This window comes from Methylobacterium sp. J-059, assembly GCF_022829485.1.
Lineage (GTDB): Bacteria > Pseudomonadota > Alphaproteobacteria > Rhizobiales > Beijerinckiaceae > Methylobacterium.
Genome location: NZ_JAKSYA010000065.1, coordinates 17,992 through 32,934, shown reverse-complemented (window position 1 = coordinate 32,934; position 14,943 = coordinate 17,992). Strand labels below are relative to the sequence as shown.

15 protein-coding genes are annotated in these 14,943 nt (G+C 70.7%); 4 read left to right on the top strand and 11 right to left on the bottom strand.

Features of this window, described 5'->3' with window-relative positions; all coding sequences use genetic code 11:
- Nucleotides 1-261: 261 nt before the first annotated feature.
- From moaC to MKK55_RS07450, 5 genes are read right to left on the bottom strand one after another with little or no spacing between them, the layout of a single operon-like run.
- Nucleotides 262-753 carry a cyclic pyranopterin monophosphate synthase MoaC gene (moaC, locus tag MKK55_RS07470; RefSeq protein WP_147729090.1) on the bottom strand — a complete coding sequence of 164 codons (492 nt, stop codon included), beginning with the start codon at nt 751-753 and terminating at the stop codon, nt 262-264.
- Between the two features lie 2 nt (nt 754-755).
- A complete protein-coding gene (trpC, locus tag MKK55_RS07465) occupies nt 756-1,631 on the bottom strand; it encodes an indole-3-glycerol phosphate synthase TrpC (RefSeq protein ID WP_147729089.1) in 876 nt (291 codons plus the stop codon).
- Nucleotides 1,632-1,640: 9 nt separating this feature from the next.
- Entirely contained in the window at nt 1,641-2,654 is a 1,014-nt protein-coding gene (trpD, locus tag MKK55_RS07460) for an anthranilate phosphoribosyltransferase (RefSeq protein ID WP_243933982.1), read from the bottom strand.
- Between the two features lie 36 nt (nt 2,655-2,690).
- Complete coding sequence (locus MKK55_RS07455) at nt 2,691-3,338, bottom strand: anthranilate synthase component II (protein ID WP_147729087.1); 648 nt, start codon at nt 3,336-3,338, stop codon at nt 2,691-2,693.
- A 58-nt stretch (nt 3,339-3,396) separates the two neighbouring features.
- Complete coding sequence (locus MKK55_RS07450) at nt 3,397-4,179, bottom strand: VOC family protein (protein WP_243933980.1); 783 nt, start codon at nt 4,177-4,179, stop codon at nt 3,397-3,399.
- Between the two features lie 69 nt (nt 4,180-4,248).
- Here MKK55_RS07450 and MKK55_RS07445 point away from each other — a divergent pair, with 69 nt between their 5' ends.
- Nucleotides 4,249-4,689 (top strand): MarR family winged helix-turn-helix transcriptional regulator, encoded by a 441-nt coding sequence (locus tag MKK55_RS07445; RefSeq protein ID WP_147843136.1) that lies wholly within the window; start codon nt 4,249-4,251, stop codon nt 4,687-4,689.
- Nucleotides 4,690-4,691: 2 nt separating this feature from the next.
- Here the strand turns inward: MKK55_RS07445 and trpE are convergent, their stop codons facing one another.
- The 5 genes from trpE to MKK55_RS07420 all read right to left on the bottom strand — a co-directional run bounded on the left by trpE (nt 4,692) and on the right by MKK55_RS07420 (nt 10,939).
- Nucleotides 4,692-6,209, bottom strand: a complete 1,518-nt coding sequence (gene trpE, locus MKK55_RS07440) for an anthranilate synthase component I (RefSeq protein WP_147843135.1) — start codon at nt 6,207-6,209, stop codon at nt 4,692-4,694.
- 5 nt (nt 6,210-6,214) lie between these two features.
- Entirely contained in the window at nt 6,215-8,113 is a 1,899-nt protein-coding gene (locus tag MKK55_RS07435) for a peptidylprolyl isomerase (RefSeq protein ID WP_243933978.1), read from the bottom strand.
- Between the two features lie 125 nt (nt 8,114-8,238).
- The gene (locus tag MKK55_RS07430) at nt 8,239-9,705 is read right to left on the bottom strand and encodes a TadE/TadG family type IV pilus assembly protein (RefSeq protein WP_243933976.1); all 1,467 of its coding nucleotides are present in this window, start codon (nt 9,703-9,705) and stop codon (nt 8,239-8,241) included.
- Nucleotides 9,690-10,403, bottom strand: coding sequence for a TadE/TadG family type IV pilus assembly protein (locus tag MKK55_RS07425; RefSeq protein ID WP_243933974.1), 714 nt, complete (start codon nt 10,401-10,403; stop codon nt 9,690-9,692). Before MKK55_RS07425 ends, MKK55_RS07430 begins: the two co-directional genes overlap by 16 nt.
- A complete protein-coding gene (locus MKK55_RS07420) occupies nt 10,403-10,939 on the bottom strand; it encodes a TadE/TadG family type IV pilus assembly protein (RefSeq protein WP_147843131.1) in 537 nt (178 codons plus the stop codon). The genes MKK55_RS07425 and MKK55_RS07420 overlap by 1 nt, the downstream gene beginning before the upstream one ends.
- A gap of 278 nt (nt 10,940-11,217) precedes the next feature.
- Between MKK55_RS07420 and tpiA the strand changes: the two genes are divergently transcribed.
- The gene (gene tpiA / locus MKK55_RS07415; protein WP_243933972.1) at nt 11,218-11,979 is read left to right on the top strand and encodes a triose-phosphate isomerase; all 762 of its coding nucleotides are present in this window, start codon (nt 11,218-11,220) and stop codon (nt 11,977-11,979) included.
- Nucleotides 11,980-11,994: 15 nt separating this feature from the next.
- Here the strand turns inward: tpiA and MKK55_RS07410 are convergent, their stop codons facing one another.
- Nucleotides 11,995-12,435 (bottom strand): nuclear transport factor 2 family protein, encoded by a 441-nt coding sequence (locus tag MKK55_RS07410; protein ID WP_147859623.1) that lies wholly within the window; start codon nt 12,433-12,435, stop codon nt 11,995-11,997.
- 260 nt (nt 12,436-12,695) lie between these two features.
- Here MKK55_RS07410 and secG point away from each other — a divergent pair, with 260 nt between their 5' ends.
- Entirely contained in the window at nt 12,696-13,127 is a 432-nt protein-coding gene (secG, locus tag MKK55_RS07405) for a preprotein translocase subunit SecG (protein WP_147859624.1), read from the top strand.
- 174 nt (nt 13,128-13,301) lie between these two features.
- On the top strand, nt 13,302-14,930 hold the full coding sequence (locus MKK55_RS07400) for a CTP synthase (RefSeq protein ID WP_147729175.1): 1,629 nt from the start codon (nt 13,302-13,304) through the stop codon (nt 14,928-14,930).
- Nucleotides 14,931-14,943 lie beyond the last annotated feature (13 nt).

Genomic DNA, 14,943 nt, shown 5'->3' with positions numbered 1-14,943 from the left:
TCGGCCGCGACCGGCCCGGGCACGCTCGTGAGGATGCGCGCGAGCGCTTCGGCGACGGGGATCAGGCCGCTCACGCGAGCGCCCCCGGTCCCGGACGCGCTCCGGTTTTCTCCCTCCCCCCTCCGCGGGGGAGGGTGGGCCTCGCGGCACCGAAGGTCGGGAGAGGGGGGCGACCTCTCCGGATACGGCGTTCCCCTCTCCCGACCCGCTTCGTGGGCCACCCGCCCCCGCACAGGGGGGAGGGATGAGCGCCGGGGGCCATCACGCCGCGTCCTCCGCGCGGTACGCGCCGGAGCGGCCGCCGTCCTTGGCGAGCAGGCGGATGCCCTCGATCCGCATGCCGCGGTCGGCGGCCTTCACCATGTCGTAGACCGTGAGGCAGGCGACCGAGACGGCGGTCAGCGCCTCCATCTCGACGCCGGTCGGGCCCTGCACGCGGACCTCCGCCGTGAGGCGCAGGCCCGGCAGCGCGTCGTCGATCTCGCAATCGACCCGGACCTTGGTGAGCAGGAGCGGATGGCAGAGCGGGATCAGCTCGTGGGTGCGCTTGGCCGCCATGATCCCGGCGAGGCGGGCGGTGCCGACCACGTCGCCCTTCTTGGCATCGCCCTCGCGGATCAGCGCCAGGGTGGCGGGCAGCATCACCACCCGCCCCTCGGCGCGGGCGGTGCGGGTGGTCGCGGGCTTGTCGCCGACGTCGACCATGTTGGCCGCGCCGGTGGCGTCGAGGTGCGTGAGGCGGGGTTCGTCCACGATCAGCCCTTCGCCTTCTTCGCGGCCTTGGGCCCGAACAGCAGGTCGTGCGTCGCCGCCGTCACGTCGTCCTGGCGCATCAGGCTCTCGCCGACGAGGACGACGTTGAGGCCGTGGCGGCCGAGCCGGGCGACGTCGGCATGGCCGCCGATGCCGCTCTCGGCCACCGCGATGCGGTCGGGCGGGATCTCGGCGCCGAGCGTGATCGCGGTCTCGAACGAGACCTCGAAGGTCTTCAGGTTGCGGTTGTTGACGCCGATCAGCGCGGTGCCGAGCGGGATCGCGCGGGCGAGCTCGGCGGCGTCGTGCACCTCGACCAGCACGTCCATGCCGAGCTCGTGCGCCGTCTCGACCAAGGCTTCCGCCTCGTCGTCGTCGAGGCAGGCCATGATCGCCAGGATGCAGTCGGCGCCCCAGGCCCGCGCCTCGTAGACCTGGTAGGGCTCGAACAGGAAGTCCTTGCGCAGCACCGGAAGCCGGCAGGCCTCGCGCGCCTGGGTGAGGTATTCGGGCCGGCCCTGGAACGAGGGCTCGTCGGTGAGCACCGAGAGGCAGGTGGCGCCGCCCTTCTCGTAGGCGGCGGCCAGCGCGGCCGGGTCGAAATCCGCCCGGATCAGGCCCTTGGACGGAGAGGCCTTCTTCACCTCGGCGATCAGCGCCGGGCGCCCTTCCGCCACGTGCGCCCGGATCGCGTCGGCGAAGCCCCGCGGCGGCGAGGCCTTGGCGGCGCGCGTCTCCAGCTTGGCGAGCGGCACCCGCAGCTTCGCCTCGGCGATCTCGCGGCGCTTGTAGGCCTCGATGCGGGCGAGCACGCTCGAGCGATCGGTCGCCGGCGGCTCGGTCGGAGGCGGCGGTTCGGCGAGGGCGTCGGTGGCCATCGGTATACCCTATCCGTTCGAGACCGCGACGAGGCGGGCCAGCGTCGCGCGGGCCGCCCCCGAATCGATCGCATCCTGCGCCCGCGCGACGCCGTCGGCGAGGGCGTGCGTCAGGCCTGCGACCACGAGCGCGGCGCCCGCATTCAGAACCACGATGTCCCGGTAGGCGTTGCGCGTGCCCGACAGGACGTCGGCCAAGGCGCGCGCGTTGTGCTCGGGATCGCCGCCGCGGAGCGCCTCGAGGTCGTGCAGCGGCAGGCCGACGTCGCGCGGATCGACCGCGAAGGTCGAGATCCGGCCGCCCTCCAGCGCCACCACCTGGGTCGGGCCAGTGACGGTGATCTCGTCGAGCCCGTCCGAGCCGTGCACGGTCCAGACCCGGCGACTTCCGAGCTCGGCGAGGACCTGCGTCAGCGGCTCGGCCCAGGCCGCCTGCGACACGCCGAGCAGCTGGCATTCGACGCTGGCCGGGTTCGAGAGGGGCCCGAGCAGGTTGAAGATGGTGCGCACCGGCAATTCCGAGCGCACCGCCGCCACGTGCCGCATCGCGCCGTGGTGGGTCTGGGCGAACATGAAGCACAGGCCGGCCTGCCTCAGGCACCGGCTCAGGCCCGCCGGGTCGAGCCCGAGCCTGACGCCGAGCGCCGCCAGCACGTCGGCCGCGCCCGAGCGCGAGGTCGCGGCGCGGTTGCCGTGCTTGGCCACCGGCACGCCGCAGGCGGCGGTGACGATCGCGGCCAGCGTCGAGACGTTGTAGCTGCCCGAGTGGTCGCCGCCGGTGCCGACCACGTCGACGCTGCCGGCCGGCGCTGCGACCCGGACCATGCGCGCGCGCATCGCCTCGACGGCGCCGACGATCTCGTCCGGCGTCTCGCCGCGGACCTTGAGGCCGACGAGGAAGGCGCCGGCCTGGACGGGCGTGACCTCGCCCGACAGCAGGTCGTCGAACGCCGCGCGGGCTTCCGCCCGGTCGAGGGAGAACCCGGCGGCGACCTTGGCGAGATGGGGCTTGAAGGATTCCATCGGCTCGACGGGCGACGCGTTCGCGGGAATCCCGCGTCAATGCACGCCGGGACGGGCCTTGTCACGTGCCTGGTCCCGCCCGCGCGCCCGGTTCCACGCCGTCGCGATGTCGAGGAAGTTCTGCAGGATCCGCGTGCCGTGATGCGAGAGGATGCTCTCGGGGTGGAACTGCACGCCGTGCACCGGCAGGTGCGCGTGCTCCAGGCCCATGATCAGGCCGTCGGCCTCGGCGGTCACCGTCAGCGCCTCGGGGCAGCCGGCACGGTCGACCACCAGCGAATGGTAGCGCGTCGCGTCGAAGCTGTCGTTGAGCCCGCGGAAGATGCCCTTCGCGCCGTGGCGGATGGTCGAGACCTTGCCGTGCATCGGCGCGGGCGCCCGCACCACGTCGCCGCCGAAGGCTTGGCCGATCGCCTGGAGGCCGAGGCAGACCCCGAAGATCGGGATCTCGCCCGAGAGCTCCCTGACCGCATCGAGGCAGATGCCGGCCTCGTTCGGGGTGCAGGGCCCGGGCGACAGCACCAGGGCGTCGGGCGCGCGCGCGCGGATCTCGTCGACCGTCACCTGGTCGTTGCGCACCACGTCGATCGCGCCGCTGAGCGGGCCGATCAGGTGGACGAGGTTCCAGGTGAAGGAATCGTAGTTGTCGATGACAAGGACGGAGGGCGTCGGCGCGGGTTCCATGACCGACGATCTGGCCCGGCCGGCGGCGCCGGTCAAGGCGACGGGCGCGTCTGCCGCTTCACGCCGGTGAGGCCGCCACCCTCGGGCCGACCAGGGCGAACAGCGTGCCCTGCGGATCCCGCGCCTGGACGATCCAGGCGCCCCCCGGCACCGCGTGCGGGCCCTGCAGGGCGGTGCCGCCGGCCGCAGCGACCCGCTCGGCCGCGGCGTCGATCGATTCGACGGCGATGTAGAACAGCCAGCACGGGGCTGCCGGCATCGGCGAGGTCATCATCCCGCCGAGGTCGACCCCGTGGCGGGCGAAGACCTGATAGGTGCCCATCGGCCCCATATCGACCGCCATGGACTTTTCCCAGCCGAACAGGCCGGCATAGAAGGCGAAGGCCGGCTCCCCGTCGCGGGCGTGCAGCTCGTGCCAGCCGAACGGGCCGGGCGTGCCCGGCGGCGGCATCGGCGGCGGCGTCCCGTCGCCGCGAAACAGCGCGAAGGCGGCGCCCTGCGGGTCGGCGGCGATGCAGAACCGGCCGACGCCCGGGATGTCGCGCGGTCCGAAGGTCACGCGCCCGCCGGCCGCCGTCACGCGCGCGGCGGAGGCGTCCACGTCGGCGACCGCGACGTATCCGAGCCAGCCCGGCCGCGCGCCGGCGGGGGGCTCGCATCCGGTCGGGGCCATCATCCCGCAGATCTGGACGTCGCCCGCCCGCGCGATGCGGTAGTCGACCCCGGGCATCCCCACATCGACGATGCTCCAACCCGCGACCGCGCCGTAGAAGGCCTGCGCCGACGCGATGTCGGGCGTCGTCAGCTCGTACCAGACGAAGGTGCCCGCGTGATCCGCCATGGTCTCGGCTCCCGGAACAGGCACGTTTGTCGCATTGCGATTTGCGTTGATATCAACGTAATTCGACGGATGTCAACCGTCGTCCCCTTCGCGACCACCGCCGCCGTCCGCGAGACGTGCCTTTGCCTGCATGCCCAGCGCGCGGCCCGCGCCCTCAGTCGCCGCTTCGACGACGCGCTGCGGCCGCTCGGGCTGACGAGCGGGCAGTTCTCGCTGCTGATGTCCCTCAACCGACCCGAGCCGGCGCCGATGGCGTCGGTGGCCGGCCTGCTCGCGATGGACCGGACGACGCTCACCGCCGCCGTGAAGGTTCTGGAGCGGCGCGGCCTCGCGACGGTCGCCGTCGATCCGAAGGACCGGCGCGGCCGCCTCCTGGCCTTGACGGAGGCCGGCCGCGCCAGCCTCGCGGCCGCGGTGCCGGTCTGGCGCGAGACGCACACGGCCGTCGATGCGGCGCTCGGCGGGGTCGACGCGGATGCCTTGCGGACCGCGTTGCGCGCGCTCGGCTGAGCCTACTGCCCGCGCTTCGCCTGCGCCGCGAAGCGCACCGCGTCCTCGGCCGCGCGGAACAGGGCGCGGGCCTTGTTCACGCATTCCTGCTGCTCGGATTGCGGATCGGAATCGTAGACGATGCCGGCGCCGGCCTGCACGTGCATGCGGCCGTCCTTCACGATCGCGGTGCGCAGGACGATGCAGGTGTCCATCTCGCCGCGCGCGCCGAAATAGCCGATGCAGCCGCCGTAGGGCCCGCGCTTCTCGCGCTCGAGCTCGTCGATGATCTCCATCGCCCGCACCTTCGGCGCCCCCGAGACCGTGCCGGCCGGGAACCCGGCCGCGAGCGCGGCCAGGGTGTCGTGCTTCGGGTCGAGGTCGCCCTCGACGTTCGAGACGATGTGCATCACGTGGCTGTAGTATTCGAGGAAGAACGAGCCGGTGACGGTGACGGTGCCGAGCCTGGCGACGCGGCCGACGTCGTTGCGGCCGAGGTCGAGCAGCATCAGGTGCTCGGAGCGCTCCTTGGGGTCGGCCAGCAGCTCGTCGGCGAGCGCGCGGTCCTCGGCCGGCGTCGCGCCGCGGCGGCGGGTGCCGGCGATCGGCCGGATCGTGACCTTGCCGTCGCGCACCCGCACGAGGATCTCGGGCGACGAGCAGACGACCTGGAACTCGCAGAAGTCGAGGTAGCACAGGAACGGCGCCGGGTTCGTGCGCCGCAGCGAGCGGTAGAGCGCGATCGCCGGCAGGGTGAACGGCGCCTCGAAGCGCTGCGACAGCACCACCTGGAACACGTCGCCGGCGGCGATGTAATCCTTCGCCTTGGCCACCATCGCGAGATAGGCCTCCGGCGAGGTGTTCGAGACCGGCTCGGGCCTCGCGACCGCGGCGAGGTCGACCCGCGCCTCGATCGGCAGCGGGCCTTCCAGCGCCTCGGCGATCCGGTCGAGGCGCGCCAGCGCCGCCTCGTAGGCGGCCTTCGCCGTCACCCCGGCCACCGGGCGCACCGGGCAGACCACGGTGATCAGGTCGCGCACGGAATCGAACACCACCATCACCCGCGGGCGCACGAGGATGGCGTCGGGCACGTTCAGCGGGTCGGGATTGGGCTCGGGCAGCCGCTCCATGGCACGGACCATGTCGTAGCCGAGATAGCCGAACAGGCCGGCCGCCATCGGCGGAAGCTCGGAGCCCTCGCCCTCCACGATCGCGCTCTCGGCGATCAGCGCGCGCAGCGACTCGAGCGGCGCGCGCGCGTCGGCGACGAAGGCGGAGAGGTCGTCGCGGGCGAGCGCGGCGCGGCCGTCGCGGCAACGCCAGGCGAGGTCGGGATCGAGGCCGATCATCGAGTAGCGCCCGCGCACCACGCCGCCCTCGACCGATTCGAGCAGGAAGGCCGGGCCGGAATGGCGGCTGCGCAGCTTGAGGAACGCGGCGACCGGCGTCTCGAGGTCGGCCACCAGCGTCAGGTCGAGGAGGACCGGGCGACCGGCCTCGTAGGCCGCCGCGTAGGCGGCGTAGTCGGACGCGTCCGCCATCGGCCCTAGTACTCGCCGCCGATCGCGCGCCGCAGCGCCGCCTGGTTGACGCTGACGCCGGCGTTCTTCTGCACCTCGGCGATGTATTCGCCGAGCACGTCGTCGGCCAGCGCGGTGCGGAAGTTGCCCTCGATGGTCTTGTCGGCCGGGCTGCCGGCGACGAAGGCCGGCATCGTCGCGGCCTCGACCTTGTAGACCGCGCGCGCCTCGCCGGACGCGGCCGAGCCGGCCTTGCCGACGGCGGTCGCGAAGATGCGGTTGACCACGTCGACCGTCAGCGCGTCCTTGGCCTGGTTGCGGGCCAGATCGTCGCCCTCCTGCGGGTTGACGCCGATCTCGGTGCCGAGCGCCGCGAGGGTCTCGCCCTTGTCGAGCCGCTCGGCCAGAGCCTTGCCCTTGGCCTGCAGCAGGCGCGAGACCTCGGCCTCGCGCCAGCCTGCGGCGACCGCGTCGCGGACCTCGTCGAGGGGCTTGTCGTGCGCCGCGTCGATCTTGGTCACGTCGTACCAGACGTAGCCGCCGGCCTTGGTCCGCAGCGGCTCGTTGTCGCCGCCGATCTCGGCGCGCAGCAGCGCCGGCAGCGTCGTCTCGGAATCGGGGATGCCGGCCACCGTCCGGCCCGCCGGATCCTTGCCCTGCGCGTCGACGCCCGCGATCGTCACGATCGGCAGGTCGCGCTCTTTGGCGATGTCGGCGAGCGGCTTGGCGCCGGCGCGCTGGTCCTCGATCGCGTCGTGGATCTTGTCGACGCCGTCGCGGGCCCGCGCCAGCGCGATCTGCCTGCGGATCTCCGGCTCGACCTCGGCCAGCGTCTTCACCGTCGCCGGCTCGATCGCGGTGACGTGGAGGAGCACCGTGCCGAAGCGGCCCTTCACCGGCTGGCTGGTGCCGTCCTTGTCGAGGCCGAAGGCGGCATCGGCCACGGCCGGATCGAACAGCTCGGCCCGCGTCAGCGTCCCCAGGGTCAGGTCCTTGCCGTCGGTGCCGCGCTCCTCCGCCACCGCGGCGAAGCTCTTGCCGTCGGCGATCGCCTTGCGCGCCGCCTCGGCGGCCGCGGCATCGGGGAACACGATCTGCTGGATCGTGCGCTTCTCGGGCGCGCCGAAGCGCGCCTTCTCCTGGTCGTAGACCTTCTGCACCTCCTCGGCCGAGACCGCGTCGGGCTTGGCCATCGCCGCCGGGTCGAGCACCAGCAGGGTCGCGGCGCGGTATTCCGGGGCACGGTAGGCCGAGCGGTTTCCCTCGTAATAGGCCTTCAGCGCGTCCTCGCTCGGCGCCGCGACCTCGCCGGCGGCCGAGGGCGGCAGCATCAGGTAGGCGGCCTTGCGCCGCTCGGTGGCGTACCGATGCACCGCCAGGCGCATCGCCTCCGGCACGTGCAGGTCGGCGGAGACCGCCTCGGCGAGCTGCAGCCGCGCGATGACGGCGCGCTGCTCGCGCACGAACATCGCCTCGTTCAGGCCGGCGCGCTGGAGGGTCTGGTAGAACAGCGCCGACTCGAACTGGCCTTGCGCGTTCTGGAAGCTCTTCTCGTCGTGGATCGCCCGGATCACCGAGGCGTCGGGCACCGCGAGGCCGAGATCGGAGGTCTTCTGGTCGAGCGACGCCTCGGTCACGAGCTGGGACAGCACCTGCCGGTCGACGCCGAGCGCCCGCGCCTGATCCGGGGTCAGCGTGCGCCGCATCTGCGTCTGGTAGCGCTGGAGCTGGTTCTGGTAGGCGGTGCGGACGGCCTCGGCCGTGATCGGCGTCTTGCCGACCGTGGCCACCGCGGTCGACGAGCCGCCGCGGAAGAACTCCTCGACGCCGAAGACCGCGACGCCCGCGATCAGGAACGTGAAGATCACCGTCAGCACGATCTTGCCGAGCCAGTGCTGGCTCGCGTTGCGGATGTTCTGCAGCATTCTCTTGGCTTACGCGCGCTCGGATCGCCGGGGGGATCCGGCCCTGTCGGGCGCCGCGAGGCGCCGTCCTTCGATCCGCCCGCGATAGCCTAGTCCGCACCGGCAGGCAAAGGCCGCCGCCGAGCCTACTGCGTCAGGCGGGTCATCTTCACGGCGCGGTCGAGCATCGCGCTCAGCGAAGCGTTGATTTCGTCCGCCGAACTGGCCGTGAAGAAGAAGCCCTGCGAGGCGCAGCTCTTGAGCGGGGTCGAGAGCGTCGGGCTGAATTGGTTGACCTGATTGTTCTCCCAAGCCGTATAGGTTCCGTCGTTGGTTGAGTTGATCGTAATATAGGGGATGTAGAGGACTGAGATTGTCGCGCCGGCGTTCTTCAGCGCTGTGCAATTGGACGGGTCCATTTGGGCGGGGCTGGAACCGTCCCACCACGCGTTGGCATAGCCGTTGAACTTCGATGGATTTCCAGGATACGTGTACTTTCCGTTCTTCCAAAGATAGTAGTGTTGACCGTTCTGCATTCCGTCCGTGATGAGAAACACGAACGGCTTCGGGTTGCTGGTGGACGAGCCATCACCGTAAGCCGAGATGGTCGACTTCATCTGAGGCAGGGCGACCTCGAAATGCGTCCCGCCGCTCCCCGTGCCGGTGCTCGGATCGCCGTTGACGGAGAGCTGGGTGGTGTTGGTATCGAGAAGATTGGTGAACGCCATTGGCGGTTGCTTCGTGCATTCGGCCGCCGTGTTCGCCGTGGCAAGGTTGCTGGAGAGCGGAGAGAGCGTCGCCAACTGATTGATGAACGGATAGATGCCGACCCGGTACTGGTTCGGGACGATCATTTGGCTCGTGGCACGCTGAAGCAGCGAGCAAACGGCATTGTTGACAGAATCCGAACGCAATTGAATCGGTTTCGGTTTGTGATTGACTGCCAGGTTCCACCCGTTGGCTCCGGGCCAGTGGCAAGCGAACATGCATCCCTGTTTGGAATCGGTGAGCGTCGATTCGACGTTCATGCTGGCGAGCAGGTTCATGTCGCTCGCCGAGGTCGGCAGCCCCATCGATCCCGACACGTCCACCATCACGTAGAAGTCGAGGTAGCTTGCGAGGTCGGTCGACGCGGTCACCGTATTGGCGAGGGGGGTCGTCGGCGTGCGGAAGATCCGGCCGAAGGTGTTCGTCACGGTGGCGCTGTAGGCGACCGTCGACGTCAGGGACTGGCCGTCCGGGGCCAGCTGCGGCGTCTGCAGCGTGTAGGTGGTGAACGGCACCTTCCCCGCGTTGACGTTGAAGACGTTGGTGGCCTGGGTGATGCCCGCCGCGATCGCCTTGGCGGTGAGGTTGGGCTGGCCCTGGTTGGCGGCGATGTAGGCCTTGGCCGTCGCCACGGCCGCGACCGCGGCCGCGTCCGCCGCGCCGTCGAGCTTCGTCTTGTTGGTGATCGCGACGCCGTAATCGACCCCGAGCCCGATGAGCCCGACCAGCGGGATCAGGCTGAGGCCGAAGATCATCGCGACGTTGCCACTCCGTGCCTCCGCAAAGCTCGGACGCGAGACGGCGTGCCGGTCTGCCCGGCGAAGGCGGTTCAGTAGCCAGAACATTTCGTGGCGATCCCGTCGCTGTTCGCGGTGTCGTAGTTCACGAGGGTGGCGTAGCGCGGCTGGACGTAGACCGAGCGGGCGATCTGGCTGCCTGAAAAGAACTTCGCACCGAAGAGCGGCTTGAAGGTGAATGCCACGTCGATGACGATGATCGAGCCGGGACCGTAGACCGAGCGCGGCAATGTTCCGACGTTCGGCGCGGCGGTATTGTCGGCGGGCAGCAAAGGTGTCCCGCAGGGGCGCTGGGTGCTGCCGGACGTGCCCGTGCTCGTCCACACGACGTTGGCCGTGTAGCAGGCGCTCATGTCGGCCGGGTCGTTGCAGGCGGTCGACTTCTGCGTGAAGGCGACGCTGGCGTACTTGATGGTGATGTCGTTCGACCAAAGCACGTTCTGCCGGGCCGCATCCTTCATGACGTAGGGGAACAGCACGAGCGCCGAATCGAAGCTGAAGTGAAGGTCGGTCGCGTTGACCGTGGCGATCGTGGACCCCGGCGGCGGCGGCACCTGTGAGATCATCTGGCTGATCGAGTGCGCGACGAGCTCGACCTTGCGCGTCGCGTTCACGTACGTGACCAGCTGGATGCCGCCGAGCATCAGCGCGAGCAGCGCCGGCAGGACGAGCGCGAACTCGACCGCCGACAGCCCGCGCGGGTCGTCGCGGAAGCGTTGCGTGAGGGATGGCCGACGGGGTGCCATCAGAACTTCTCGTTGCGGAATGCCGCCGTCGAGATCGCCAGATAGCTCGTGGAGCCGTCGGTGCCGAGCAGGGATGCGAAGACGCTCGGCAGGACCGAAATCGGGTAGATGACCTGCAGGTACTGATAGTCTCCAGCATTGCCGAGATCGTACTGGCCCGATCCGCTCGTCTGGGACGGCACCAGGAGGCCGCTGACGTCCGGCTTGACGAAGGCGTAGTAGCCGCTCCTCGCGCCGGAGGTCGGCTGCACTTTGTAGAGGTTCACCACGACGTTCCCGCACGACATCACGGCCGGCAGCCTGCTGCAGAGCGCGGTCTTGAACGTCGCCTGATCGATGCCATTGATCTTGGCTTTGCCGATCATCACCTGCCGGGCGGCCTGGCTCGTCGCGTAATCGAGCCGCTGGTTGACGAACATCACCAGGGCGACGGCCATGACGAAGGCGATCGTCAACAGCAGCATCGGCGCGACGAGGGCGAATTCGACCGCCGTCGCTCCGCCTCTCGCCTGAAGGAATGTCCGTGGACCGCGCATGCGCCGTGATCGCATGTCAGGAATTAAGGCCGATCTAACATAGGGTAGCCGTTTTCGGCCTATCGCCCCTCCGCCTCGCCGGCATCCCCCGCGCGGGTGTCCTCGGTTCTTTCGATCCATCGCGTCTCGGCATGCCGCCCGTCCCCGGAGCGGGGGCCGGGTGATCTTCGTCGCGGATCGTCTCCCGGCGCGGCCGATCCGGTTTGCGCCCTCATGCGGGCTCTGGTAGCCCCGGCCCACGCGTGCGCCGGCAGGCGTTTGGGACGGCAGGGACATCGATGATGCGTTCGGGACGGCGGCCCCTGGTTGCGGGCAACTGGAAGATGAACGGCACCCGGGCCTCGATCCCCGTGGTCGACGCGGTGCGGACCGGCCTGTCCCCGGCGCTCGCCGAGACGATCGACCTGCTGATCTGCCCGCCCTCGACGCTGATCTCGGCCTGCGTCGCCGCGACCTACGATTCGTCGATCGCCATCGGCGGCCAGAACCTCCATGCCAAGCCGAGCGGCGCCTTCACCGGCTCGATTTCCGCCGAGATGCTGGCCGACCTCGGCGCGCGCTACGTCATCGTCGGACATTCCGAGCGCCGGGCCTACCATCACGAGACCGACGACGGCGTCCACGCCAAGGCCCTGGGCGCCCGGCGCGCCGGCCTGTGCGGCATCATCTGCGTCGGCGAGACCATGGAGGAGCGCGAGCAGGGCCGGGCCCTCGACATCGTCCGGGCGCAGCTCGCCATCGGCACGCCGAAGGGCGCGACCGGCGCCGACACCGTGATCGCCTACGAGCCGGTCTGGGCGATCGGCTCGGGCCGCACGCCGACGGCGCGCGAGATCGCCGAGGTCCACGCCTCCCTGCGCGAGATGCTCGACAAGCTCGTCGGCGAGAAGGCGGCCAAGATCCGCATCCTCTACGGCGGCTCGGTCAAGCCCGGCAACGCACGCGAGCTGCTCTCGGTGGAGAACGTCGACGGCGCGCTCGTCGGCGGCGCCAGCCTCGTCGCCGAGGATTTTCTGGGAATCTGCGCCGCCTACGCCTGAGCGATCCGCGCCCGCTCAGATCTTGTAGGCCTGCCGGGCGAGCAGCCGCCAGCGGCCGCCGTCCCGGTGCCAGACCTGCATCACGCCGATGCGCACCGGCGCGGTCTTGCCGCCGGAGGTCGCCTCGCCGCTGAACACGTGCCGGGCGATGGCGTCCTCGCCGACGACCGAGACCGAGCGGTCCGACAGGACGATGCTTGGGAAGGCGGAGCGCCCGCTCGTCAGCGCGTCGACGAAGGCCGCCTTGCCCTGCACGGCGCCGCTCGAATGACCGTAGCTCAGGCCGTCGAGCACCAGCGCGTCGAGGGTGGCCGCGTCCGGCGCGAGCAAGGCCGCGGTCAGGGCGTCGACCGCCGCCTCCACCTCGGCCTCCGGTCCCGCCGCGCCCGCCGGGGCGGCCCGGGCGACGGAGGCGGCGAGCGCCACGGCGAGCACGAGGCGGCGTGAGATGGGCATGGCGTCATCCTCCGGTCCGAGGCGGCCGATCCGAAGCGCCGCTCTTCGCGCCCGCCTTTGAGCACGCGGAGCGATCGTCCGGGGAGCCGGGCGGCTGACATCGGCGCGCCGATCGTCACGTTTGGCGCCCGCACGCTTGTGGTGTATGCCCCCGGCAGATTTGTAGCCGGTGCGATGCAGCTCCGGCCGTCGTGTCCGGCTCCCCGTCCCAGCGAACGGCTCCCGGGACCGGCGCGCGCAAGAACGATTCCGGAATTCCGATGCAGACCGTCCTGATCGTCGTCCATCTCATCATCGTGCTGTCGCTGATCGGCGTGGTGCTGCTGCAGCGGTCCGAGGGCGGCCTCGGCCTCGGCGCCGGCAGCAGCGGCGGCGGCGTCTCGGGCTTCATGACCGGGCGCGGCCAGGCCAACGCGCTGACGCGGGCCACCGCGATCCTCGCCGCCCTGTTCTTCGTCACCAGCCTGACCCTGGCGGTGATGTCGCACCGCTCCGCCGCGCCGAAATCGATCCTCGACGGCGCCAACGGCACGACGCAGCCGGCCGGCCAGCCCGCGGGCGCCGACAACCTGCTCGACACGTTGCGCCGGCAGAACAACGCCCCGGCTGCGGGCACCCCGGCGGCGCCCGCCGCGCCGGCGGCCCCGACTCCGGCCCAGCCGGCCGTTCCGGACGCGCCCCAGTCGCGTTGAGCGCCGCGATCGAATCGGAGCGACGCAGCCGCGCCGTTCGATCGGGCAAAGGAAACTTAACGCTCCCGCCCTAGGCCGGCCCAATCCAGCATTGTGCGAATTCCGTGGGAATCGCGCGGTGCGGGTGGCATGCCGTTTGGCGAATCGCCCAGCCTTCTCTATGGACCGAGGCCCATGACGCGGTACGTTTTCATCACCGGCGGCGTGGTCTCCTCGCTCGGCAAGGGTCTGGCCTCGGCGGCGCTCGCGGCGCTGCTCCAGGCGCGCGGCTACTCGGTCCGCCTGCGCAAGCTCGACCCCTACCTCAACGTCGACCCGGGCACGATGAGCCCGACCCAGCACGGCGAGGTCTTCGTCACCGACGACGGTGCCGAGACCGACCTCGACCTCGGGCATTACGAGCGCTTCACCGGCGTCCCGGCGACGCGTGCCGACAACATCACCACCGGCCGGATCTACCAGGACATCATCGCCAAAGAGCGCCGCGGCGACTACCTCGGCGCGACGATCCAGGTGATCCCGCACGTCACCAACGCGATCAAGGACTTCGTTCGCGACGGCAACGACGCCTTCGATTTCGTGCTCGTCGAGATCGGCGGCACGGTCGGCGACATCGAGGGCCTGCCGTTCTTCGAGGCGATCCGCCAGCTCGGCAACGACCTGCCGCGCGGCTCTACCGCCTTCGTGCACCTGACGCTGCTGCCCTACATCCCGTCCGCCGGCGAGCTGAAGACCAAGCCGACGCAGCACTCGGTGAAGGAGCTGCGCTCGATCGGCATCCAGCCCGACATCCTGCTCTGCCGGTGCGACCGGCCGATACCCGCCGACGAGCGGCGCAAGCTCGGGCTGTTCTGCAACGTGCGCGAGACCGCGGTGATCGAGGCGCGCGACGTCGCCTCGATCTACGACGTGCCGCTCTCCTACCGCGAGGCCGGCCTCGACCGCGAGGTGCTCGCGCATTTCGGCCTCGCCCACGACGGCGAGCCGGACCTCTCGCGCTGGCGCACGATCTCCGAGCGGGTGAAGAACCCCGAGGGCGAGGTCACCATCGCCATCGTCGGCAAGTACACGGGCCTGAAGGACGCCTACAAGTCGCTCACCGAGGCGCTGATCCACGGCGGCATCAGCCATCGCTGCCGCGTCAACCTCGAATGGATCGAGGCGGAGGTGTTCGAGCGCGAGGACCCGGCCCCGTTCCTCGAAGGCATCAACGGCATCCTGGTGCCCGGCGGCTTCGGCCAGCGGGGGGCGGAGGGCAAGATCCGCGCGGCGCGCTTCGCCCGCGAGCGGAAGATCCCGTATTTCGGGATCTGCTTCGGCATGCAGATGGCGGTGATCGAGGCGGCCCGGTCGCTCGCCGGCGTGCCGGACGCGAACTCGACCGAGTTCGGCGACACGGCCGAGCCGGTGGTCGGCCTGCTCACCGAGTGGCTGCGCGGCAACGAGCTGGAGCAGCGTGCGGCCGCCGGCGACCTCGGCGGCACCATGCGGCTCGGCGCCTACGATGCGACGCTGCACCCCGACACGAAGATCGCCGGGATCTACGGCAGCACCCACATCTCCGAGCGCCACCGCCACCGCTACGAGGTCAACATGGCCTATCGCGAGCGGCTCGAGGCCAAGGGCCTGCGCTTCTCCGGCCTGTCGCCGGACGGGCTCCTGCCCGAGACGGTCGAGCATGTCGGCCACCCGTGGTTCATCGGCGTGCAGTTCCACCCGGAGCTGAAGTCGCGTCCCTTCGCGCCGCATCCGCTGTTCGAGGGCTTCGTCGGCGCCGCGATCGAGCAGAGCCGCCTGGTGTGAGGCGGGACCGCCC